Origin of the sequence: Pseudomonas sp. PS01299 (assembly GCF_029960145.1) — a bacterium.
Classification (GTDB): Bacteria; Pseudomonadota; Gammaproteobacteria; order Pseudomonadales; family Pseudomonadaceae; genus Aquipseudomonas; species Aquipseudomonas putida_A.
The window spans coordinates 1-21,572 of sequence record NZ_JASCPO010000096.1; the positions used below are offsets into that span (position 1 = coordinate 1).

Genomic DNA, 21,572 nt, shown 5'->3' on the forward strand with positions numbered 1-21,572 from the left:
GAGCAAGCCCGCTCCCACATTGGATCTGCGGTGAACACAAATTGTGTGAACAACCGAGATCTACTGTGGGAGCGGGCTTGCTCGCGAAGGGGCCTCAATCCAGACCGAGTTTCTTCAGCCTGTAGCGCATCGAGCGAAACGACAGACTCAACCGCTGCGCCGCCGCCGTACGATTCCAGCGCGTTTCCTCCAGCGCCTGCAGGATCAGTTTGCGCTCGACGTTCTCCAGATAATCTTCAAGGTTATCGATTTGCGTCAGGTCGGCAATACCGCCCTCGACCGCGCAATTACCTTCGCTGAGACGTAAATCCGCGGCCTCGATCAACTGGTTTTCACACAGCGTGTGCGCCCGTTCGAGGACGTTTTCCAGCTCCCGCACATTCCCCGGAAAACGGTAACTCTTCAGCGCCTCAAGCGCCTGCGGGTGCAGACGGGCCGCCGCGCGGCCGCTGCCTGCCGCCAGACGCTGGAGCATCTGCGCAGCCAGCACTTCGATGTCATCGCGCCGTTCGCGCAGGGATGGCACGCGCAGTTCGATCACGTTCAAGCGGTAATACAGGTCCTGGCGAAAGCGTCCGGCGGCGACCTCGGCGTCGAGATCCTTGTGGGTGGCGCAAAGAATGCGCACATCGACCACCGCTTCCTGCTGGCCGCCGACGCTGCGCACGGCCTTCTCCTGAATCGCTCGGAGCAATTTCACCTGCATCGACAGCGGCAGGTCCGCCACCTCGTCGAGAAACAGGGTGCCGCCGTGGGCAGCCTGGAACAGTCCGGGTTTATCCTCGACTGCGCCGGTGAAGCTGCCCTTGCGATGGCCGAAAAACTCGCTTTCCATCAGTTCGGACGGAATTGCCCCGCAATTGACCGGCACGAACGGCTTGCTGGCGCGCGGCCCCTGTTCGTGGATCAGCCGCGCGACCAGTTCTTTGCCGCTGCCCGATTCGCCGCTGATGTAGACCGGTGCCTGACTGCGCGCCAATTTGTCGATCTGTTTGCGAAGGTCGCGCATGGGCTGCGAGTCCCCGAGCAGGCGCCGATCTATCGACGATGCGACGCCACCCGCCGCTGGCATGCGCAGTGCGGTGCTGACCAGTTCGCGCAGGCGCGTGAGATCAACCGGCTTGGTGAGGAAGTCGAAGGCGCCGGCCTTCAGCGCATTGATCGCTGTTTCCAGGCTGCCATAGGCGGTGATCATCGCCACCGGCAGTTGTGGATGACGTTGCTGGATGTGCTGCACCAGGTCCAGCCCCGTGCCGTCGGGCAGGCGCATGTCGGTCAGGCACAGGTCGAACGCATTGCGTTGCAACAGCGCCTGGGCTTCGCCGAGGTTGCGAGCACTGAAGGTGTCGAGTTTCATCCGTCCCAGGGTGATTTCCAGGAGTTCGCGGATATCCGGTTCGTCGTCGACGATGAGGATTTTTTGCCGTGGGCTCGTGTTCAACTTTGTTTCCGTCCGTGAGCAAAGGTGATGCGAAAGCAGCCGCCGCCTTGGCGTGGTTTGAAGTCTAGGCGCGCCTGGTTGCTTTCGCACAGCTCACGGGACAGATAAAGCCCAAGGCCGGTGCCTTGGCTGCTGGTGGTGAAGAACGGTTCGAACAGATGCGCCTGCTGATCGGACGGGACACCGGGGCCGTTGTCCTGTACTTCGAGCACCGCCAGCTGGCTGTCGGGGTCGACGAACAGCGCCAGCCAGACTTCGGCCTGCTGGTGCAGCAGGGCGCTGTGCCGCCAGCCGTTGCGTAACAGATTGTCGAGAATCTGCGTGAGCTGGTCGGGATCCATCAACGTGATGAAGTCCCCGGAATTGATCCGCAAATGAATCGACTGGCGCTCGCTCGCCTGCTCGCGGCTCTCGGCAACAAAGTGTTCCAGCCACGGTTTGAGATCCAGCCGTTGCGGAGCGCTTTGCTGGCGGCGCGACAGTTGCAGGACGTTTTCGATGACTCGGTTCATGCGCTGGGAGTGGTCTTGAATGATCTGCGTCAGACGCCGATCGGCGCTATCGAGTTCCTCGGACTCCGCCAATAGCTGCGCGGCATGACTGATGGCGCCCAGTGGATTGCGGATTTCATGGGAGATGCCGGCAGTCAGACGCCCCAGTGCGGCGAGTTTGAGCTGCTGGGCTTGCTGAGCGATTTGCGCCAGATCTTCGAGGAACACCAGGGTTTGCTGGTTGGGACTCTGGTCGAGGGCGATGAAGCTGGGTTGCAGTTCCAGGCCGTTGCCGGGGATCTTCAGGCTCTGCGGGCGCAGGGTCGGGTTGCTCAGCCACAGCTGCAGACGCTCGACTAATGCCGGCGAGTAGTCGCTGATCAAATGCCCTTCAAGATGCGACTGGGCCAACAGATTTTTCGCGCTGTGATTGGCCAGCTGTACCCGGCGCTGTTCGTCGAGCACCAGGATGCCGGTGCGCATGCGTTGCAGAATCAGGGCGTTGAGGGCTTCAAGACTGGTGACTTCGCTGGCACGCTGTTCGGCGAGATTTTCGCTGACTTCCAGACGCCGGATCAGGCCCTGGACCAGCAGCGATGCGGCAAAACACAAAGCGCCGAGGGTCCCGGCTTGCAGATAGTCATTGGCGCTCAGGGGGTGACTGAAGCCCAGCAGAAAGCTGGAGCCGACAATGCCGAGTGCGCCGATGGCGGCAATCAGCAGGCCGATGCGCCGGCGCAGCAGGGTGTTGGCGATCGCCACCGAGACAATCAACAGGTTGCCGATGGCGCTGGCCACGCCGCCTGCCGCGTAGAACAGGCCGCACAGCAACAGCACATCGACCAAGGCCAAGGTGAACAACTGCGCCGGGCGGCGGGTGTTCTCCAGAAACACCACCAGCAGAATGTTCAGCACCAGATACAACCAACTGCCGCTGCGCAGCAGATCGTCGTCGGCTGACGTCAGCAGGCGGTTGTCCATGTTGCTGGAGATCAGCAGCACCAGCGTGATGCCGACGCTCAAACGGTAGAGATGATACAGGCGCAGCAGGCGCTGCGCTTGTTTACGGTCGGCGTTGGCGACCTCAGCGATCACTGGCACCCGGGCCTTGCTCAAGGTGAGCCTGGCTGCAATACCATTGTTGCTGAAGGTTCAACGCGCGGTCGCGGGGCAGGTGCACGCCGCAGTGAGCGCAGCGCACCATCGGCGCGGCGTCTTGCTCGCGGGGCGATTGGGCAGACGAGGCGGGCGCCTTGAATTTGCGCCACAGCCATACCGCAGCGAAAATCAGGACAATCCAGAACAGTAAACGAAGCATGATGGGCGGCTTTTCGGCTAATGATTCGGCAGTTTAGCCAAGGCGCCGGCAAGCGCACAGACTATTAATGCGCAGCCATGAAAAAGGGAGATCCGCAGATCTCCCTTTTTTGTAACGCCCGGTGTGATCAGTCGAACACGCCGAAGGTCATGTAGCTGAACCACGAACGGTCATCGTTGTTGCCTGCGGCTTCGTGATGTTCTTCTTCGATCACGTCACCGTTTTCGTCTTTAGGCTTGAGCTCGTTCGGAATCGCGTCTTTCGCGTCCTGGAACTGCTTCTGCACGTCCTGGTTGGCGCGGGTTTCTCCCGGCGGCAGCGGTGGACGCGATTCGATCAGACCCAGCGTCGCTTTGCTCAGGAACGAGCGGTTGTCGGCTTCGGCGACCGATGGCACGAACTGACCGTCCTGCAGGCTTGGGTGGTTCGGGTAGTTGAGCTTCAGGGTTTCCAGACTGGTGGCGGCCAGATCGTCCAGGTGCAGACGCTGGTAAGCCTCGGTCATCACCGCAAGGCCGTCGCCGACCGATGGGGTTTCCTGGAAGTTTTCCACCACGTAACGGCCACGGTTGGCAGCGGCTACATAAGCCTGACGGGTCAGGTAGTAGTCGGCGACGTGGATTTCGTAGGCCGCCAGCAGGTTGCGCAGGTAGATCATGCGCTGCTTGGCGTCCGGCGCGTAGCGGCTGTTCGGGTAGCGGCTGGTCAGCTGTGCGAACTCGTTGTACGAGTCGCGGGCAGCGCCCGGGTCACGCTTGGTCATGTCCAGCGGCAGGAAGCGCGCCAGCAGGCCGACGTCCTGGTCGAAAGAGGTCAGACCTTTCAAGTAGTACGCGTAATCCACGTTCGGATGCTGCGGATGCAAACGAATGAAACGCTCGGCGGCGGACTTTGCAGCTTCCGGTTCGGCGTTCTTGTAGTTGGCGTAGATCAACTCCAGCTGTGCCTGATCGGCGTAGCGACCGAACGGATAACGCGACTCCAGGGCCTTCAGCTTGGCTGTGGCGCTGGTGTAGCTGTTGTTGTCCAGGTCAGTCTGAGCCTGCTGATACAGCTCGGCTTCGCTGAGGTTTTCGTCTACGACTTCCTTCGATGAGCAAGCAGCGGTCAATGCGAGGATGGCGATCAGCAGCAGGTGTTTCACTTGCATGGCGGCTTGCGTCCCTATGACGGCCGCTGTCTTGGGCGGGGCCGTCCTGTTATGATGAGCGCCCCGTTGAAAAGCCTCGGGGCAAAAGACGCCGTATTTAACCACAAGCGCGCAGCCGAAACCAAAGGCTGTGCCGACGCCAGTCAGAGCATGTCCGATAAAATTGAACTTCGCGCAGAGGTGCCGTCCGATTTGGGCGGCCAACGCCTCGATCAAGTCGCCGCCCAACTCTTCGCTGAGCACTCACGCTCGCGCCTTTCCGCCTGGATCAAAGAAGGTCGCCTGACTGTGGACGGGGCGGTCATCCGCCCGCGCGACATCGTGCACGGCGGTGCCATTCTTGAGCTGACTGCCGAGCAGGAAGCCCAGGGCGAGTGGATCGCCCAGGACATCGAGCTCGACATCGTCTATGAAGACGACGACATCCTGGTGATCAACAAGCCTGCGGGCCTGGTGGTGCACCCGGCTGCTGGCCACGCTGATGGCACCTTGCTCAATGCCTTGCTGCACCACGTGCCGGACATCATCAATGTCCCGCGCGCCGGTATCGTGCATCGCCTGGACAAGGACACCACCGGTCTGATGGTGGTGGCCAAGACCATTCAGGCGCAGACCAAGCTCGTTGCCCAGCTGCAAAGCCGCAGCGTCAGCCGGATCTACGAGTGCATCGTGATCGGTGTCGTGACCGCCGGGGGCAAGATCAACGCCCCGATCGGCCGTCATGGTCAGCAGCGCCAGCGCATGGCAGTGATGGAAGGCGGCAAGCCGGCCGTCAGTCACTACCGCGTGCTGGAGCGTTTCCGGTCCCACACGCATGTGCGGGTCAAACTGGAAACCGGCCGCACCCACCAGATTCGCGTGCACATGTCGCACATCAACTTCCCGTTGGTCGGCGACCCGGCGTACGGCGGTCGTTTCCGCATTCCGCCTGCCGCGAACCCGACCATGGTCGAGTCGCTCAAGCACTTCCCGCGTCAGGCCCTGCACGCACGTTTCCTCGAGCTGGATCATCCGACCACCGGTGAGCGCATGAGCTGGGAATCGCCGCTGCCGGAAGATTTCGTCTGGCTGCTGACCCTGCTCAAGCAGGATCGCGAGGCATTCGTCGGATGAACTGGCTGACGCCGGACTGGCCTGCGCCGGCCAGCGTCAGGGCCTGTGTCACCACCCGCGAGGGGGGTGTCAGCGAGGCACCGTTCGACAGCCTCAATCTGGGTGATCATGTCGATGATCGCCCGGATGCAGTCGCCGAGAATCGTCGGCGTCTGACCGAACACTTCTCTATACAGCCTGCCTGGTTGCAGCAAGTACACGGGATTGCCGTGGCCCATGCTGATCCGGGCGTGGTTGCCACCGCCGATGCCAGTTGGACGGCGACTCCCGGGATTGCCTGCACGGCGATGACCGCAGATTGTCTGCCGGCATTGTTCTGCAACCGTGCCGGTACTCGCGTCGCGGCGGCTCACGCTGGTTGGCGCGGTTTGGCGGCGGGCGTACTGGAAGCCACTCTCGATCATCTCGACACCGCTGCGGCGGACATACTGGTCTGGCTCGGCCCGGCCATTGGCCCGAAAGCCTTTGAAGTCGGCCCGGAAGTACGCGAAGTCTTTGTCAATCAATTGCCGGAAGCGGCAGCAGCCTTCGTGCCCAGCCACAATGCTGGCAAGTTCATGGCCGACATCTACCTGCTGGCGCGCCTGCGCCTGGCTGAACGCGGTGTCACTGCGGTTTATGGCGGCGGTTTCTGCACCGTGACCGATCCACGCTTCTTTTCTTACCGCCGTGCGTCGCGCACTGGCCGTTTCGCCTCCCTTGTCTGGCTCACCCGCTAGACTTGCCTGACCTGAATCAACTCGCTGACGCTTGAATCTCCCAGAATCGACCGCATCTACAGTGGTATCTGGCAGGTTTCTTTATTCAGGATGGTTTTTAGGTCCGGCCTGCTCAAAAGGAAGGTGACCCCATGCGTATAGACCGTTTAACCAGCAAATTACAGTTGGCGTTGTCCGACGCCCAATCCCTGGCCGTTGGCCACGATCATCCGGCCATCGAGCCGGCGCACTTGATGCAGGCCATGCTTGAACAGCAGGGTGGTTCGATCAAACCCCTGTTGATGCAAGTCGGCTTCGACGTCAACAGCTTGCGCAAAGAGCTGACCAAAGAGCTCGACCAATTACCGAAAATCCAGAACCCGACCGGCGACGTCAACATGTCGCAGGATCTGGCGCGTCTGCTCAATCAGGCTGATCGCCTGGCTCAGCAGAAGGGCGACCAGTTCATTTCCAGCGAGCTGGTGCTGCTCGCCGCGATGGACGAGAACAGCAAGCTCGGCAAACTGCTGCTCGGTCAGGGCGTGAGCAAGAAAGCCCTGGAAAACGCGATCAACAACCTGCGCGGTGGTGAGGCGGTAAATGACGCCAACCACGAAGAGTCGCGTCAGGCGCTGGATAAATACACCGTCGACCTGACCAAGCGCGCCGAAGACGGCAAGCTCGATCCGGTGATCGGCCGTGACGACGAAATTCGCCGCACTATTCAGGTTCTGCAGCGTCGCACCAAGAACAACCCGGTGCTGATTGGCGAGCCTGGCGTGGGTAAAACCGCGATTGCCGAAGGTCTGGCCCAGCGCATCATCAACGGCGAAGTGCCGGACGGCCTCAAGGGCAAACGTCTGCTGTCGCTGGACATGGGCGCGCTGATTGCCGGTGCCAAGTATCGCGGTGAGTTCGAGGAACGCCTGAAAGCGCTGCTCAATGAGCTGTCGAAGCAGGAAGGGCAGATCATTCTGTTCATCGACGAATTGCACACCATGGTCGGCGCCGGTAAGGGCGAAGGCTCGATGGATGCCGGCAACATGCTCAAACCGGCACTGGCGCGCGGTGAGCTGCACTGCGTCGGCGCTACCACGCTCAACGAGTATCGCCAATATATAGAGAAGGATGCGGCGCTTGAGCGGCGTTTCCAGAAAGTCCTGGTGGACGAGCCGAGCGAAGAAGACACCATCGCCATCCTGCGTGGCCTCAAGGAGCGTTATGAGGTTCACCATAAAGTGGCGATCACTGACGGCGCGATCATCGCCGCGGCCAAGCTCAGCCATCGCTATATCACTGACCGGCAGTTGCCGGACAAGGCCATCGACCTGATCGATGAGGCTGCCAGCCGTATCCGCATGGAGATCGACTCCAAGCCGGAAGTGCTGGATCGTCTGGAACGTCGTTTGATTCAGCTCAAGGTTGAATCCCAGGCACTGAAGAAAGAAAGCGATGAAGCGGCGATGAAACGCCTGGAAAAACTCCAGGAAGAAATCGTTCGCCTCGAGCGTGAATATTCGGATCTGGAAGAAATCTGGAACTCGGAAAAAGCCGAGGTACAGGGTTCGGCGCAGATTCAGCAGAAGATCGAGCAGTCGCGTCAGGAACTGGAAGCGGCGCGCCGTAAAGGCGACCTCAACCGCATGGCCGAATTGCAGTACGGGGTGATCCCGGATCTGGAACGCAGCCTGCAAATGGTCGATCAGCACGGCAAGAGCGAAAACCAGCTGCTGCGCAGCAAGGTGACCGAAGAGGAAATCGCCGAAGTCGTTTCGAAGTGGACCGGTATTCCGGTGTCGAAAATGCTCGAAGGCGAGCGCGACAAGCTGATGAAGATGGAAAGCCTGTTGCATCAGCGTGTGATTGGTCAGGACGAGGCAGTGGTTGCGGTCGCCAACGCGGTACGCCGCTCGCGTGCCGGGCTGGCGGATCCGAATCGTCCAAGCGGCTCGTTCATGTTCCTCGGCCCGACCGGTGTCGGTAAAACCGAGCTGTGCAAGGCGCTGGCCGAATTCCTCTTTGATACTGAAGAGGCGATGGTGCGGATCGACATGTCCGAGTTCATGGAGAAACATTCCGTGGCACGGCTGATCGGTGCGCCACCAGGCTACGTCGGCTATGAGGAGGGTGGTTACCTGACCGAAGCGGTACGCCGCAAGCCTTACTCGGTGATCCTGCTGGACGAGGTCGAGAAGGCACATCCGGATGTGTTCAACATCCTGCTGCAGGTGCTGGAGGATGGGCGTCTGACCGACAGTCACGGGCGCACGGTGGATTTCCGCAATACCGTGATCGTCATGACCTCGAACCTCGGTTCGTCGCAGATCCAGGAACTGGTCGGTGACCGTGAGGCCCAGCGTGCAGCGGTGATGGACGCGCTGACGTCGCACTTCCGTCCGGAGTTCATCAACCGGGTCGACGAAGTAGTGATCTTCGAGCCATTGGCGCGGGATCAGATCGCGGGCATTACCGAGATCCAGTTGGGCCGTCTGCGCAGTCGTCTGGCCGAGCGCGAGCTGAAGCTGGAACTGAGCCCGGAAGCGATGGACAAGCTGATTGCCGTTGGTTACGACCCGGTTTATGGCGCACGCCCACTCAAACGTGCGATCCAGCGCTGGATCGAAAACCCGTTGGCGCAGTTGATCCTGTCGGGGCATTTCCTGCCGGGCGATACAGCAACCGGCAAGGTCGTGAACGACGAAATCGTTTTCGACTGAGCGGCAACGCCAATGAAATAAGGAAGGCCTCGCTTTGCGAGGCCTTTTTTTCGTTAGGCTGTTGAAGTCTAAGGAAAAGGCTTGTAAAGTGCGCCCCGCAGTCAGTCACCCGCAGCATCTCAGCTCACTGAGCTGAAATCTGAAATAAGTTGCAAATCATTAACTTGAAAGCGATTTAGGGGGTTGACAGAGGTGTTCTAGGTTGTAGAATAGCGCGCCTCAGACACACGAACGCAGCGATGCGAACGGAAGTCTAAGAGCTGTAAGTTTCACCGTTGTAAATTGAAATATGTAGTTCCGTGATAGCTCAGTCGGTAGAGCAAATGACTGTTAATCATTGGGTCCCAGGTTCGAGTCCTGGTCACGGAGCCAATTTCAAACCGGGGTATAGCGCAGTCCGGTAGCGCGCCTGCTTTGGGAGCAGGATGTCAGGAGTTCGAATCCCCTTACCCCGACCATTTTTGGGTCGTTAGCTCAGTTGGTAGAGCAGTTGGCTTTTAACCAATTGGTCGTAGGTTCGAATCCCACACGACCCACCATTTTTGAAACCAGGTAACACTGGGATCGAATCTTAAGATCAGAGGCCAAAAGCGCTGATCGAAGAAGGCGATCTTTGAAAGGTCGCCTTTTTTTTACCGGGGTATAGCGCAGTCCGGTAGCGCGCCTGCTTTGGGAGCAGGATGTCAGGAGTTCGAATCCCCTTACCCCGACCATATTAAAAATCCTCGTATCGAAAGATACGGGGATTTTTTTTGTCCTCGCGAAAGACAATTCCCTTCAAGTCATCGTACAACTTGCCGATAGCCCGCTAACGAGAGGGGACTGCCGCTGTTCGCCCCTTCAATCTGGCCAATACAAGAATAAGGGCGTCCGTCATGTTGCTTCGTCAGTTGAATATTGCTCCACGTGCCGCACTGGGTTTCGCCCTGATCGCGGTCCTGGTGGCGTTGCTTGGGGTATTCGCCTTGGGGCAAATGTCGAGCATCCGTGACAGTGAGGTCGCGGTAGAGAGCCAGTGGCTGCCGAGCATTCGCGGCGGTGACGAGATTCGCGAGCTGATGTTGCGGATCCGCACGATTTCCCTGCGCATGGCGCTTGATCAGGATCCGCAGAACGTCGCGACTTACCGCAGCCAGATGGATACCCGCGACAAGGAGCTGAGCGAGAAGATCGCCGCCTACGACAAACTGGTCACCACGCCGGAAGGCCAGCAGCTCTATGACCAGTTCAAAACAACCTTCGCCGCGTACCGCACCGGCATCGCGCAATCCTTCACCCTGGCCGATCAAGGCCAGCGTGACGAGCTGACCAAACTGTTGCTGGTTGATATGAAGACCGTGGTCGACGGCTCCGGCAAGCAGCTCAATGACCTGGCGGATCTGTTCGCCAGGCAGGTTGCTGCGGAGAGCCAGAAATCCGCTGACCACTACCAGACCTCACGCACCATCGTCAGTCTGTTCATCGCGCTGGCGGCGCTGGCCACGGTGGCGCTGGCGATGTTGCTCACCCGCAGCATCGTCCGTCCGCTGAGCACCGCCGTCAGCGCTGCCGAAAGTGTGGCCGGGGGCGACCTGACCCGACCGATCGAAACCCACGGTAACGATGAAGTCAGCCGCTTACTCAAGGCCTTGGCAACCATGCAGCAGAACCTGCGGGAAACGCTGCAAGGCATCAGCGGTTCGGCCACGCAATTGGCCACCGCTGCCGATGAGCTCAACGCGGTGACGCTCGACAGCACACAAGGCCTGCAGCAGCAGAGCAACGAAATCGAACAGGCCGCCACGGCGGTCAATGAAATGACCACGGCGGTTGAAGAAGTCGCGCGCAACGCGGTGTCGACGTCCGATGCCACCCGCCAATCCAGTGAGTCGGCGCAACTGGGGCAGGCGCGGGTCAGTGACACCGCGTCGGCCATCAATGCGCTGGCCAGCGACGTGCAGCACACCGGCGAGTTGGTGCAATCGCTGGCCAACCAGTCACAGGACATCGGCAAAGTGCTGGATGTCATCCGTGCGATTGCCGAGCAGACCAACCTGCTTGCGCTCAACGCGGCCATTGAGGCAGCACGCGCAGGGGAGAGCGGACGCGGTTTTGCGGTGGTTGCCGATGAGGTGCGGGCGCTGGCCTATCGCACTCAGCAATCGACGCAGGAGATCGAGCAGATGGTGCAGGGCATGCGCACCGGTTCAAGCCTGGCGCTGGATTCGATGCAGGCCAGCGCTGCGCGGGCCACATCCACGCTGGCGTTGGCTGAGCGCGCGGGGGAGGCGCTGGAAACCATCACCGCGTCAGTGCATGAGATTCATGAGCGCAATCTGGTGATTGCCAGTGCGGCGGAGGAGCAGGCGCAAGTTGCGCGGGAAGTGGATCGTAATCTGGTGAACATTCGCGACCTGTCGGTGCGTTCGGCAGCGGGTGCCGATCAGACCAGCGCGTCGAGTCACCAACTGTCGCAACTGGCCAACGCGCTGCAAGGCATGGTACGGCGCTTCCAGCTCTGATGTGCAGAGATCGATTGCTGGATTTTTGAGCTGCGCAAAACAGTGTGGGAGCGGGCTCGCTCGCGAAAAGCGGTGTATCAGTCGACATGAATGTTGAATGACACAACCTCTTCGCGAGCAAGCCCGCTCCCACAGTTTTAGATCAATGCAGCTTCAAGCGTGGCTCGGTGCCGCGACCGATCTTGCTGCCCAGCATCAGCATCGCCGTGCGGAACGGTCCGTACAGTGCCATCTGGTGCATGCGGTACAGCGACACGTAGAACATCCGCGCCAGCCAGCCCTCCAGCATCACACTGCCGGTCAGGTTACCCATCAAGTTACCCACAGCCGAAAAACGCGACAGCGAAATCAGCGAGCCGTAGTCGGTGTATTTGTACTCCGGCAGGGTTTTGCCCTCGATACGCAGCTTCAGCGATTTGGCCAGCAACGACGCCTGTTGGTGCGCGGCTTGCGCACGCGGCGGCACGTTGCGATCCGAACCCGGCTGCGGGCAGGCGGCGCAGTCACCGAAGGCGAAAATGTTTTCGTCGCGGGTGGTCTGCAGCGTCGGCAGCACTTGCAGCTGGTTGATGCGGTTGGTCTCCAGGCCGTCGATGTCCTTGAGGAAACCCGGCGCGCGAATCCCGGCAGCCCAGACTTTCAGGCTGGCCTTGATCACGTTGCCATCGGCGGTGATCAGGCTGTCGGCGGTCACTTCGCTGACCGAAGCGTTGGTCATCACATTGACCCCGAGTTTCTCCAGAGTCTTGTGCACCGGGCCGCTGATGCGCTCCGGCAGGGCTGGCAACACCCGTGGGCCGGCTTCGATCAGGGTGATGTGCATGTTTTCCGGTTTGATTCGGTCCAGACCGTAGGCCGCCAGTTCGTGTGCGGCATTGTGCAGTTCTGCCGCCAGCTCGACACCCGTGGCGCCGGCCCCGACGATCGCCACACTGATCTGCTCGATCACATCGGTCTGCCCGGCATGCGCGCGCAGGTAGTGGTTGAGCAACTGCTGGTGGAAGCGTTCGGCCTGTTTGCGGGTGTCGAGGAACAGGCAGTGCTGCGCTGCGCCCTGGGTGCCGAAATCGTTGGTGGTGCTGCCGACGCTGATCACCAGCGAGTCGTAGGCCACTTCACGCGCAGGAACCAGTTCCACGCCGTTTTCGTCGTAGGTGGCGGCCAGCTGGATTTTCTTCTGCGCGCGATCAAGCCCGCTCATGCGTCCCAGCTGGAACTCGAAGTGGTTCCATTTCGCCTGGGCAACATAGTTGAGTTCATCCTCGGAAGAGTTCAGCGATCCGGCGGCCACTTCGTGCAGCAGGGGCTTCCAGATGTGCGTGAGGTTCGCGTCGACCAGCATCACACTGGCCGTGCCGCGCTTGCCCAGAGTCTTACCCAGACGGGTAGCCAACTCCAGACCGCCGGCGCCGCCGCCGACAATGACAATACGATGGGACATAGGGATCACTCGCAAGGTTTTTAAAGGAAATCGGTGCAATCACCTTCGCGAGCGCAATGCTGCTCATAGCGTCAGGTAACTGATAAGTCGGCTCAGCAGGCCCAGACCAATGGTCACTGCCAGCACCAGCACCAGGAGCATCCACGGCCGAAAAGGCCGGCGCTCGACACGGTGTTGGGACAGTTGCAGGTACTCTTCGACATGCTTTTGGTCTTCGGGGTTCAGGCGGCTGGTCATAAAGGCCTCGTCAGGTAGACGTTGCTGAATGTGCAGAAGCTACAGCGGTTTTCAACCGGGGTTGAACGCAGCATAGCCGCTGTCCGGAACCGGTTCGACAGACACACCGTCGTCGAGGCGAATGATCCCGCTTTGTAACACCCGCGCGGTTATTCCGCCATGCCCGCGCACCGCTTGAAAGGTGCCGGGACCGAGGTTGTTTTGCAGGCGCGCGCAGGGCTGGCACCAACCGGTGGTCTCGAATATTGCCTGACCGATGCGAAAGCGCCGACCCTTGAGACTAAACAGATTGATACCGCTGATGACCAGATTGCGCCGCAGGTCTTCAGGCCTCACGGGTTGATCGTCAGGCCGGCCCATCAACGCGCTGATGACCGCCAGGTGTTCGAACTGAATCAACGTTACTTGCCGTGCGTTGCGTACACCCGGGCGGGCGTGATCGCCGGTCAACCCCGCTTCGAGCCGTGCCTCGACGGCGTCTAGCTCGATCATCGGGCCGCGAGACTCGGGGCGCACGCCGATCCAGCGTACGCGGCCGGTCTGCGGCACGTCGGCGATCAACTGCTGTAGCGGCGTCACAGGCTGATCCCGACATCGAAGACGATACTGCGACCGAGGTTGCTGCGCAGAAAGTCCGGCGCATCGGGATGGGCGAACAGCACCCGGGCGAAGGTCGGGCCGACCAGCGACAGCGAGCGCCAACCCTGACGCAGATACTCGGTCGGCGGTGGAAAATGGCTGTTGAGGTCCAGCACCTCGCGCTTGAGGCTGGCGAAGGCGATGATGTCCAGTTCGCCCAGATCCATGCCGCGTTCCTTGTAGTTGTGCGCTTTTTTGCGCAAGGTCGGCGCCAGTCGCAGTAAGAATTCATTGGCCGGGATCCGCCGTGGCTTGGCTTCACGACGCACCAGTTGGCTGAGGGAGAACGCACTGCGGCGGCGTTGCAGTTCATCGCGCCATTCGTCGTTGAGTCGGCGGCCTTCATCGAGAACGAAGAACACTTCGAAATTGGCATCGCGAAACAGCACGTCCGGCGGCTCGCCGGCGGGGGCGAACTCATCGGCACGGTAGGGAATGTTCAAGCCTTGCAGCAGGCGCTGGCAGACCCAACGCTCACGCTCCCATTTGCGGGCATTGGACAGGAACGCGTTGGCTTGCTCGGCCGCAATGGTCAGCAGGCGTAAGTAATCTGAGTCATCCATAGGCCAAGCTTAGCGTTCAAATGCGACAAGCAGAAAGCTTTGCATCGGCTGATGCCCGGAAGAGGGCGGTGTAGACTCCGATGAAGGAATCAAACCCATGGAGAAGGTAAGGGATTCATGATCGGTGCAGAACTGCTGTCGTCGACGAGCCTGACACTCGGCTGGTTGATTTACCTGCCGGTGTTGTTGTGGGCGATCTGTCGTGCGCCGTGGGTCGAGTTGTTCACTGACAGTCGCCGCCAGCATCTGCTGTTCGGCACTGTGTTCGCCTTGTTTCTGCTGTGGATGGTGCGCAGGGATTTCGACACCGGGGTTTCTTATCACTTCATCGGCATGACCGCCGTGACGTTGCTGCTCGACTGGCCGCTGGCGATCATCGGCGGGCTGGTGGCGCAGCTCGGGCTGGTGTTGCTCGGGCGCCAGGATCTGGCGGCGGTCGGGGTCAACGGTACGTTGCTGATCCTGTTGCCGGTGTTGATCACCGAGTGCGTGGCGATCCTCGTCGAGCGCGCCCAGCCGCGTAATCCGTTTGTGTATATCTTCTGTTCCGGGTTCTTTGCCGCAGCGTTGTCCGCATTGCTGTGTCTGACGCTGAGTCTGGGCCTGCTGTGGTACGACGGTCTGTTTGCCATGCCGGAATGGCTGGAAGATTTCATCGGCTACCTGTGGCTGCTGATCTTTCCCGAAGCGTTCATCAACGGCATGGTGATCAGCGCGCTGGTGGTGTTCAGCCCCGAGTGGCTGGAAACCTTCAACCGCACCCGCTACCTTTCGGCGCCCTGGAAGGACGACGATCCCAAGTCTTGATCCACATCAAATCCGTCATCCACGCGGCATTTCATGCTCGGCCAAATTCCTTCAGGAGCAGCGGCATGAGTGTTTACGAGTGGGCGAGGCAGGAGACCCGGCAGAGTCTGGACATGGCGCTGGAGGTGGGCTTCGATCCGGGCCTGAGTTTGCGCGCCTTGCTCAGCGCGGTGGTGCAACAGAGCAAGACGGTGCGCAACGCCGAAGACCTGGCCGACGAGTTGCGCTTTCTCGCGGAAAACCTCGACGACGATCAGGACTACGGCTTCATGCGGCCCTGATCGCGATCAGTGACGCGGGTCGAAATCGCCGGAGAACATTTCGTCTTCGGCATCCGGGGCGACCGGAATCTTGTGCTCTTCGGACGCCCAGGCGCCGAGGTCGATCAGCTTGCAGCGATCGGAGCAGAACGGGCGGAATTTGTTCTCGGGGGTAAATTCCACGGGGGCGCCGCAGGTTGGGCATTCGACGGTTGTAGGGCTCATGACTGGCCTCCGGATAAAGTCAGGTAAAAGTGATGCAGGCGCTCGACTTCGCTGTGCAACGAGGCGAGGTCGCGGTCGTTGACCACCACATCATCGGCACGGCTCACGCGGTCTTCACGGCTGGACTGGGCCTTGAGGATCGCCTGGACCTGCTGTTCGCTGGTCTGGTCACGCTGCAAGGTGCGTTCGATCTGCAGTTGTTGCGGGGCGTCGATCACCAGGATGCGCTGGGTCATCGCGTATTGCCCGGATTCGATCAGCAGCGGCGACACCAGAATCGCATAAGGCGATTTTGCCAGCGCCAGATGGTGAGCGATTTCCTCGGCGATCAACGGATGCAGCAGGGCTTCGAGCCAGCGGCGTTCTTCAGGCACTTCAAAGATCAACTTGCGCAGGGTCGCACGGTCCAGCGTGCCATCGGCTTGCAGGACACCGGAACCGAAGTGTTCAGCAATCTTCGCCAGTGCCGGGCGCCCCGGCTCGACCACCCAGCGCGCCGCGTGGTCGGCGTCGACCACATGGATCCCGAGATCGATGAAGTGCTGGGCCGCGGCGCTTTTGCCGCTGCCGATGCCGCCGGTCAGGCCGAGAATCCAGGGTTTTTCCACAGGGGTATTCATTTCAAACCGACAAACTGCCAATAGAAGTCGGTTATTTGACCACCCCAGAGCAAGGCAATCCAGCCGGCAATTGCCAGATACGGGCCGAAGGGCATCGGCGTCGAGGTTTTCTGCTCACGCAGACGTAGCAGAATCACTCCGACAATCGCCCCCACCAGCGACGACAGCAGGATTGTCAGCGGCAGAATCTGCCAGCCGCCCCAGGCCCCGAGCAGCGCCAGCAGCTTGAAATCGCCGTGGCCGATGCCGTCCTTGCCGGTCAGCAGCTTGAACAGCCAGAACACCGACCACAGCGCCATGTAACCGGCCACCGCACCCCACAACGCCGCGTGCAGCGAGACGAACAGCCCGAAACTGTTGACGATCAGCCCCAGCCACAACAACGGCAACACCAGCACATCGGGCAGCAGTTGATGTTCGGTGTCGATCAGGCTCATCGCCAGCAGCCCCCAGGTAAGGACGATCAACAGGCCCGCCGGCCAGCCGAAACCCAAATGCCAGGCAACGAATGCCGAAAGCAGGCCGCAGGCCAGTTCGGTCAGGGGATAACGTTTGCTGATGGGCGCGGCACACGCCGAACAGCGTCCGCGCAGCACCAGGTAACTGAGCAGCGGAATGTTTTCCCAAGCCCGAATCCGGTGGCCGCAGTGTGGGCACTGGGAGTGCGGCAGCATCAGGTTGTAGGTCGGCAGTGGCGTTTCGGTCGGCAGGCCGAGGACGTCCTGCGCCTGCTGGCGCCAATCGCGCTCGAGCATTCTCGGCAGGCGCCAGACCAGTACGTTGAGGAAACTGCCGACCACCAGACCCAACAGCAGGGCGGTGCACACAAAGGCCAGCGGATACAGACTGAAGAGTTCGTCGATAGGCATGTCAGATCGCTGAGCCAAGCTGGAAGATCGGCAGGTACATGGCCACGACCAGCCCGCCGACGATGACCCCGAGCACCACCATGACGAACGGCTCCATCAGGCTGGTGAGGTTGTCGACCATGTTATCCACTTCCTCTTCATAAAAACCGGCGACCTTGTCGAGCATGTCATCCAGCGCGCCCGATTCCTCACCGATGGCGGTCATCTGCACCGCCATGTTGGGGAAGACTCCGGTGCTGCGCATGGAAAAATTCAGCTGCATGCCGGTGGCGACGTCCTGACGGATGCGCAGCACCGCGCGTTTGAACACCACGTTACCGGTGGCACCCGCCACCGAATCCAGTGCCTCCACCAGCGGTACGCCAGCGGCAAAGGTAGTCGACAGAGTGCGGGCGAATCGCGCCACTGCCGATTTGTACATCAGCGTGCCCACCAGCGGCAGCTTCAGCAGCCAGGTGTCCTTGCGGTCGCGCAAGGCCTGGGACTTCTTCAGCGCATGGCGGATGCCGAACACCGCCGCGATCAGCGCACCAAGTACCGCCCACCACCATTGCTGCAGGAACTCCGAGATACTGATTACCATCAGGGTGAAGGCCGGCAATTCGGCGCCGAAGCCGGAAAATACCGACTGAAACTGCGGCACCACTTTTACCAGCAGAATCCCGGTAACGACCATTGCCACCAGCACCACGGCGCTGGGGTAGGTCAGGGCTTTCTTGATCTTGGCCTTGAGCGCTTCGCTTTTTTCCTTATAGGTCGCGACCCGCTCAAGCAACGTATCGAGGGCGCCGGATTGCTCGCCGGCATCCACCAGGTTGCAATACAGCTCATCGAAATACTGCGGTTTCTTGCGCAGTGCGGCGGCGAAGCTGTTGCCGGCGGCCACTTCCTGCTTCACCTCGTCTACCAGTTTGCGCATCGCCGGGTTGTCGAAGCCTTCGCCAATGATGTCGAACGACTGCAGCAGCGGTACGCCGGCTTTCATCATGGTTGCCATCTGCCGGGTGAACAGGGCGATGTCCTGGGCCTTGATGCGTTTGCCGAGGCTGAGCAGGGAGGTGGATTTCTTCCGTACCTTGCCCGGATTGATTCCTTGCTTGCGCAGTTGGGCCTTGATCAGCGCGGGGTTCTGCCCGCTCAACTCGCCCGTGACTTTGCTGCCTTTGCGATCCGTGCCTTCCCAGGCGTAGATGCTGATTTTCGCTGCCTTGACCGCCATGTTCAGTCCTTGGTGACCCGGTTGATTTCTTCCAGGCTGGTGATGCCTTGCATGGCCTTGTGCAGGCCGGAGGTGCGCAGGTCGTCGAAGCCGTCGCGACGCATCTGGCTGTCGATTTCCAGCGAATTGCCTTCGGCCATGATCAGCCGTTGCAGGTCAGGAGTGTTTTTCACCACTTCGTAAATCCCCACGCGTCCCTTGTAGCCGCCGTTGCAGAGGTCGCAACCGACCGGCTCATAGATCGTGAAACTGCCGATCTGTTCCGGCGGGAAACCTTCCTTGATCAGTGTTTCGCGGGGGATCTCGATCGGTTTCTTGCAGTGGCTGCACAGCTTGCGCGCCAGGCGCTGGGCGATGATCAGGCTGACCGAGGTGGCGATGTTGAACCCGGGAATGCCCATGTTGTGCAGACGGGTCAGGGTTTCGGCGGCGCTGTTGGTGTGCAGCGTGGACAGCACCAGGTGGCCGGTCTGCGCGGCCTTGATCGCGATTTCGGCGGTTTCCAGGTCGCGGATTTCCCCGACCATGATCACGTCCGGATCCTGCCGCAGAAACGAACGCAGGGCCTGAGCAAAATCCAGCCCCTGTTTCGGATTGACGTTGACCTGGTTGATGCCTTCCATGTTGATTTCCACCGGGTCTTCGGCGGTGGAAATGTTGATGTCGACGGTGTTGAGGATATTGAGGCCGGTGTACAGCGATACGGTTTTCCCCGAACCCGTTGGCCCGGTTACCAGAATCATCCCTTGAGGCTGCTTGAGCGCTGCCATGTACAGTTCTTTCTGCGCCGGTTCGTAACCCAATGCATCGATGCCGATCTGCGCGCTGGACGGGTCGAGAATCCGGATCACCACTTTTTCGCCCCACAGGGTCGGCAGGGTGTTGACCCGGAAGTCGATGGACTTGGTCTTCGACAGGCGCATCTTGATCCGCCCGTCCTGGGGTTTGCGGCGCTCCGAGATATCCAGGCTGGCCATGACTTTCAGGCGTGCGGCGATTCGCCCGGCCAACTGGATCGGCGGTTTGGCCACCTCGCGCAGGATGCCATCGGTGCGCACCCGCACCCGGAAGGTCTTTTCGTAAGGTTCGAAGTGCAGGTCAGAGGAGCCACTCTTGATCGCGTCGAGCAGCATCTTGTGCACGAAGCGCACGACCGGCGCGTCATCGGCGTCGAGTCCGCCGATGGCGTCCTGGCGGCTGTCGTCGACGGACTCGACATCCACGCCGTCGAGATCGACGTCGGCCATTTCTTCGAGGCCGCTGGCGTGGGTGTCGAAGAATTTCTCGATGGCCTCGGTGAGCTTGTCGTCCTCCACCAGAATGGCTTCGGTGCTCAGCCCGGTGCTGAACTGAATGTCATTGATCGCCTGATGATTGCTCGGGTCGGAAATGCCCACGAACAGCTTGTTGCCACGCCTCCACAAGGGCAGGGCGTGATGCTGGCGCACCAGTTTTTCACTGACCAGGCCTTTGGGCTGGGTTTCCTTGTCCAGGCAATTGAGGTCCATGAAGGCCATGCCGAAATGCTCGGAAGCGATCTCGGCCACCTGTGAGCTCTTCACCAGTTTGTTCTGCACCAGGTAGCTGACCAGCGACAGCCGATTGCGCTGCGCCTGTTGCCAGGCCTGCTGGGCGCTTTTTTCCGTAAGCAGTTCGGCCTGCACCAATTGCTTGGCCAGACCGCTCAGAGCGATGTCATTCATGGGGATTCCGGATGCTGACAGTTCATGACTTATAGCCTAGTCAAGTGACAGCGCCAAACACGCCCGGTACAGGTGACAAAAAGTGTCAGATAGTGCGGTTACGGGTTGTAGGAAAGCGCGACACGGCACCTTTATGCCGAGCGTGCGGGGTCTGCAAGCGGTTGGCACGGCCTATGCTGAGCCCTTTGCAGATCATGAGATTCCGACTCATGCATGGAGAGCCTGTCTATGAACAACCAAAAAGGTTTCACTCTGATCGAGCTGCTGATCGTGGTGGCGATCATCGGGATTCTGGCGACGATTGCCCTGCCGCAATACACCAAGTATCAGGCACGCTCGAAAGTCACTGCCGGGCTGGCGGAAATCAGCGCGCTAAAAGTGCCTTTCGAGGACACCATTAATCAAGGTACGGACCCGACGCTGACGCTGGTGGCAGGTAGCGCGTCGTTTACTACCACCAATTGCGGCACCGTGACCGCGTCCGGCACGGCGTCGACTGGCGCGGGGACCATCGTCTGCACCTTGGCCAACGCCCCGGCTCCAGTGCTGGGCAAAACCATCACGCTGACTCGTTCTTCGGGGACCGGCTCGGCGGCGGGTGTCTGGAGCTGCGCTTCGACGGTGAACGCCGACTACGCGCCTAAGGGTTGCCCAGGCAGCGGTGCCTGATTGACTCGACAAGCGTCACCGGATGCCCCGCTTTGCGGGGCATTTTTTTGTCTTTTGACGCTGGAAAAAAAGCTTCAAGAATTTCAGCGTGTTAGGAACTTTCCGAAAAGCCGCAACTTGCATGTCGATAATGCACTTGTCATGCAAATTGCATGATTCCGAAAATTTGCTTAATTCATAACTCATTGATTTAAAAGGATTTATTGTCTTTCGAAAAGTTGGCACAGCCTTCGCAATATACCCAGTAACCCTGCTGACAAGACAACCAGCAGACTTTCCAGAAAAACAGGAGTTACTCGTATGAAGAAGTTCGCTATCACTGCCGCTGCTGCTACCGCGCTGACCCTGACCATGGCTTCCGGTGCTTTCGCACAATCCACCCAGGCTACTCAGGCTCCAATGACTCTGGCTGCTGGTGAAATGACCAAGGCTAAAGAAGCTACTTCCGATACCTGGATCACTACCAAAGTCAAAAGCGACCTGGTAACCGAAAAAGGCATCCCAGGTACCGATATCAAAGTTGAAACCAACAAAGGCGTTGTATCCCTGTCCTCCACTGTTGCAGTGACCGAGGCTCAGAAAACCACCGCCGTGGCTATCGCCAAGAAAATCAAAGGCGTCAAAGCGGTCTCCGCTGACGGCCTGAAAGCCGAGTAAGGCATGACTTCTCGCCTGGACCGGGAGAAGGCGCGACAGACGGGCCGAGCAATACGTCTGCCGCAACTTTAGAGTTCATGCGAACGGTCACACGGACGTGACCATTACGGGCCCCGGCACTTGTGTCGGGGCCTGTTCTATTTCAGGGGTACCACAAAACAATTGTAGGAGTGAGCCTGCTCGCGATAGCGGTGTGTCAGATTGAGAAATCTGCTGACTGACACACCGCTATCG

At 60.1% G+C, this 21,572-nt stretch carries 21 protein-coding genes and 4 tRNA genes; 12 read left to right on the forward strand and 13 right to left on the reverse strand.

Annotated features, from left to right (window positions below; translation table 11 throughout):
• Window positions 1-94 precede the first annotated feature (94 nt).
• From QMX91_RS17425 to QMX91_RS17440, 4 genes are all read right to left on the reverse strand, one after another.
• Window positions 95-1,441: a sigma-54 dependent transcriptional regulator gene (locus QMX91_RS17425; protein WP_282413099.1), complete on the reverse strand. Its 1,347-nt coding sequence runs from the start codon at window positions 1,439-1,441 to the stop codon at window positions 95-97.
• Complete coding sequence (locus QMX91_RS17430) at window positions 1,438-3,027, reverse strand: ATP-binding protein (protein WP_027612811.1); 1,590 nt, start codon at window positions 3,025-3,027, stop codon at window positions 1,438-1,440. Before QMX91_RS17430 ends, QMX91_RS17425 begins: the two co-directional genes overlap by 4 nt.
• Window positions 3,017-3,250, reverse strand: a complete 234-nt coding sequence (locus QMX91_RS17435) for a PP0621 family protein (protein ID WP_027612810.1) — start codon at window positions 3,248-3,250, stop codon at window positions 3,017-3,019. Before QMX91_RS17435 ends, QMX91_RS17430 begins: the two co-directional genes overlap by 11 nt.
• Before the next feature lie 127 nt (window positions 3,251-3,377).
• Complete coding sequence (locus tag QMX91_RS17440) at window positions 3,378-4,400, reverse strand: outer membrane protein assembly factor BamD (RefSeq protein ID WP_247841112.1); 1,023 nt, start codon at window positions 4,398-4,400, stop codon at window positions 3,378-3,380.
• Window positions 4,401-4,550: 150 nt separating this feature from the next.
• Here QMX91_RS17440 and rluD point away from each other — a divergent pair, with 150 nt between their 5' ends.
• The 8 genes from rluD to QMX91_RS17480 all read left to right on the forward strand — a co-directional run bounded on the left by rluD (window position 4,551) and on the right by QMX91_RS17480 (window position 11,429).
• Complete coding sequence (gene rluD / locus QMX91_RS17445) at window positions 4,551-5,513, forward strand: 23S rRNA pseudouridine(1911/1915/1917) synthase RluD (protein ID WP_007963852.1); 963 nt, start codon at window positions 4,551-4,553, stop codon at window positions 5,511-5,513.
• Window positions 5,510-6,232, forward strand: coding sequence for a peptidoglycan editing factor PgeF (pgeF, locus tag QMX91_RS17450; RefSeq protein ID WP_282413100.1), 723 nt, complete (start codon window positions 5,510-5,512; stop codon window positions 6,230-6,232). Before rluD ends, pgeF begins: the two co-directional genes overlap by 4 nt.
• Window positions 6,233-6,363: 131 nt before the next feature.
• Window positions 6,364-8,928, forward strand: a complete 2,565-nt coding sequence (gene clpB / locus QMX91_RS17455; protein ID WP_007963856.1) for an ATP-dependent chaperone ClpB — start codon at window positions 6,364-6,366, stop codon at window positions 8,926-8,928.
• A 296-nt stretch (window positions 8,929-9,224) separates the two neighbouring features.
• Window positions 9,225-9,300: transfer RNA gene (locus QMX91_RS17460), tRNA-Asn, on the forward strand.
• 9 nt (window positions 9,301-9,309) lie between these two features.
• Window positions 9,310-9,386, forward strand: a tRNA-Pro gene (locus QMX91_RS17465).
• A 5-nt stretch (window positions 9,387-9,391) separates the two neighbouring features.
• Window positions 9,392-9,467, forward strand: a tRNA-Lys gene (locus tag QMX91_RS17470).
• 97 nt (window positions 9,468-9,564) lie between these two features.
• A tRNA-Pro gene (locus QMX91_RS17475) sits at window positions 9,565-9,641 on the forward strand.
• A 162-nt stretch (window positions 9,642-9,803) separates the two neighbouring features.
• Window positions 9,804-11,429, forward strand: coding sequence for a methyl-accepting chemotaxis protein (locus tag QMX91_RS17480; protein ID WP_282413101.1), 1,626 nt, complete (start codon window positions 9,804-9,806; stop codon window positions 11,427-11,429).
• Window positions 11,430-11,571: 142 nt separating this feature from the next.
• Here the strand turns inward: QMX91_RS17480 and QMX91_RS17485 are convergent, their stop codons facing one another.
• The 4 genes from QMX91_RS17485 to QMX91_RS17500 all read right to left on the reverse strand — a co-directional run bounded on the left by QMX91_RS17485 (window position 11,572) and on the right by QMX91_RS17500 (window position 14,309).
• The gene (locus tag QMX91_RS17485) at window positions 11,572-12,870 is read right to left on the reverse strand and encodes an NAD(P)/FAD-dependent oxidoreductase (RefSeq protein ID WP_003228306.1); all 1,299 of its coding nucleotides are present in this window, start codon (window positions 12,868-12,870) and stop codon (window positions 11,572-11,574) included.
• Window positions 12,871-12,933: 63 nt separating this feature from the next.
• Entirely contained in the window at window positions 12,934-13,107 is a 174-nt protein-coding gene (locus QMX91_RS17490; RefSeq protein ID WP_003228304.1) for a DUF3094 family protein, read from the reverse strand.
• 51 nt (window positions 13,108-13,158) lie between these two features.
• Entirely contained in the window at window positions 13,159-13,686 is a 528-nt protein-coding gene (locus QMX91_RS17495; RefSeq protein ID WP_098965671.1) for an MOSC domain-containing protein, read from the reverse strand.
• Entirely contained in the window at window positions 13,683-14,309 is a 627-nt protein-coding gene (locus QMX91_RS17500; protein WP_003228301.1) for a DUF1780 domain-containing protein, read from the reverse strand. The genes QMX91_RS17495 and QMX91_RS17500 overlap by 4 nt, the downstream gene beginning before the upstream one ends.
• A 117-nt stretch (window positions 14,310-14,426) precedes the next feature.
• Here QMX91_RS17500 and QMX91_RS17505 point away from each other — a divergent pair, with 117 nt between their 5' ends.
• Together QMX91_RS17505 and QMX91_RS17510 are read left to right on the forward strand one after the other, a co-directional pair.
• Entirely contained in the window at window positions 14,427-15,116 is a 690-nt protein-coding gene (locus QMX91_RS17505; RefSeq protein WP_135296585.1) for an energy-coupling factor ABC transporter permease, read from the forward strand.
• A 65-nt stretch (window positions 15,117-15,181) separates the two neighbouring features.
• Entirely contained in the window at window positions 15,182-15,397 is a 216-nt protein-coding gene (locus tag QMX91_RS17510) for a hypothetical protein (protein ID WP_003228298.1), read from the forward strand.
• A 6-nt stretch (window positions 15,398-15,403) separates the two neighbouring features.
• On the opposite strand, the gene yacG is transcribed toward QMX91_RS17510, so the two are convergent.
• The 5 genes from yacG to pilB are packed head-to-tail and all read right to left on the reverse strand — an operon-like array spanning window position 15,404 to window position 20,012.
• Complete coding sequence (gene yacG / locus QMX91_RS17515; protein WP_003228296.1) at window positions 15,404-15,601, reverse strand: DNA gyrase inhibitor YacG; 198 nt, start codon at window positions 15,599-15,601, stop codon at window positions 15,404-15,406.
• Complete coding sequence (gene coaE / locus QMX91_RS17520) at window positions 15,598-16,221, reverse strand: dephospho-CoA kinase (protein ID WP_139054392.1); 624 nt, start codon at window positions 16,219-16,221, stop codon at window positions 15,598-15,600. Before coaE ends, yacG begins: the two co-directional genes overlap by 4 nt.
• Window positions 16,218-17,090, reverse strand: a complete 873-nt coding sequence (locus QMX91_RS17525; protein WP_210558643.1) for an A24 family peptidase — start codon at window positions 17,088-17,090, stop codon at window positions 16,218-16,220. The genes coaE and QMX91_RS17525 overlap by 4 nt, the downstream gene beginning before the upstream one ends.
• Window position 17,091: 1 nt before the next feature.
• Window positions 17,092-18,309, reverse strand: coding sequence for a type II secretion system F family protein (locus QMX91_RS17530; protein WP_098965663.1), 1,218 nt, complete (start codon window positions 18,307-18,309; stop codon window positions 17,092-17,094).
• A gap of 2 nt (window positions 18,310-18,311) precedes the next feature.
• Window positions 18,312-20,012, reverse strand: coding sequence for a type IV-A pilus assembly ATPase PilB (gene pilB, locus QMX91_RS17535; protein WP_097089222.1), 1,701 nt, complete (start codon window positions 20,010-20,012; stop codon window positions 18,312-18,314).
• A gap of 228 nt (window positions 20,013-20,240) precedes the next feature.
• On the opposite strand from pilB, the gene QMX91_RS17540 reads away from it, so the two are divergent.
• Both QMX91_RS17540 and QMX91_RS17545 read left to right on the forward strand, forming a co-directional pair.
• A complete protein-coding gene (locus QMX91_RS17540) occupies window positions 20,241-20,681 on the forward strand; it encodes a pilin (RefSeq protein ID WP_098965660.1) in 441 nt (146 codons plus the stop codon).
• A 300-nt stretch (window positions 20,682-20,981) separates the two neighbouring features.
• A complete protein-coding gene (locus tag QMX91_RS17545) occupies window positions 20,982-21,338 on the forward strand; it encodes a BON domain-containing protein (protein WP_025108814.1) in 357 nt (118 codons plus the stop codon).
• The last annotated feature ends 234 nt before the right edge of the window (window positions 21,339-21,572 follow it).

Excerpts from the sequence above, each read along its gene's own strand:
- QMX91_RS17435 (WP_027612810.1), bottom strand. The coding sequence starts at position 3,250 with ATGCTTCGTTTACTGTTCTGGATTGTCCTGATTTTCGCTGCGGTATGG.
- QMX91_RS17505 (WP_135296585.1), top strand. The coding sequence starts at position 14,427 with ATGATCGGTGCAGAACTGCTGTCGTCGACGAGCCTGACACTCGGCTGG.
- clpB (WP_007963856.1), top strand. The coding sequence starts at position 6,364 with ATGCGTATAGACCGTTTAACCAGCAAATTACAGTTGGCGTTGTCCGAC.
- QMX91_RS17490 (WP_003228304.1), bottom strand. The coding sequence starts at position 13,107 with ATGACCAGCCGCCTGAACCCCGAAGACCAAAAGCATGTCGAAGAGTAC.
- QMX91_RS17530 (WP_098965663.1), bottom strand. The coding sequence starts at position 18,309 with ATGGCGGTCAAGGCAGCGAAAATCAGCATCTACGCCTGGGAAGGCACG.
- coaE (WP_139054392.1), bottom strand. The coding sequence starts at position 16,221 with ATGAATACCCCTGTGGAAAAACCCTGGATTCTCGGCCTGACCGGCGGC.
- QMX91_RS17440 (WP_247841112.1), bottom strand. The coding sequence starts at position 4,400 with ATGCAAGTGAAACACCTGCTGCTGATCGCCATCCTCGCATTGACCGCT.
- QMX91_RS17500 (WP_003228301.1), bottom strand. The coding sequence starts at position 14,309 with ATGGATGACTCAGATTACTTACGCCTGCTGACCATTGCGGCCGAGCAA.
- QMX91_RS17480 (WP_282413101.1), top strand. The coding sequence starts at position 9,804 with ATGTTGCTTCGTCAGTTGAATATTGCTCCACGTGCCGCACTGGGTTTC.
- yacG (WP_003228296.1), bottom strand. The coding sequence starts at position 15,601 with ATGAGCCCTACAACCGTCGAATGCCCAACCTGCGGCGCCCCCGTGGAA.
- pilB (WP_097089222.1), bottom strand. The coding sequence starts at position 20,012 with ATGAATGACATCGCTCTGAGCGGTCTGGCCAAGCAATTGGTGCAGGCC.
- pgeF (WP_282413100.1), top strand. The coding sequence starts at position 5,510 with ATGAACTGGCTGACGCCGGACTGGCCTGCGCCGGCCAGCGTCAGGGCC.
- QMX91_RS17485 (WP_003228306.1), bottom strand. The coding sequence starts at position 12,870 with ATGTCCCATCGTATTGTCATTGTCGGCGGCGGCGCCGGCGGTCTGGAG.
- QMX91_RS17540 (WP_098965660.1), top strand. The coding sequence starts at position 20,241 with ATGAACAACCAAAAAGGTTTCACTCTGATCGAGCTGCTGATCGTGGTG.
- QMX91_RS17510 (WP_003228298.1), top strand. The coding sequence starts at position 15,182 with ATGAGTGTTTACGAGTGGGCGAGGCAGGAGACCCGGCAGAGTCTGGAC.
- rluD (WP_007963852.1), top strand. The coding sequence starts at position 4,551 with ATGTCCGATAAAATTGAACTTCGCGCAGAGGTGCCGTCCGATTTGGGC.
- QMX91_RS17525 (WP_210558643.1), bottom strand. The coding sequence starts at position 17,090 with ATGCCTATCGACGAACTCTTCAGTCTGTATCCGCTGGCCTTTGTGTGC.
- QMX91_RS17545 (WP_025108814.1), top strand. The coding sequence starts at position 20,982 with ATGAAGAAGTTCGCTATCACTGCCGCTGCTGCTACCGCGCTGACCCTG.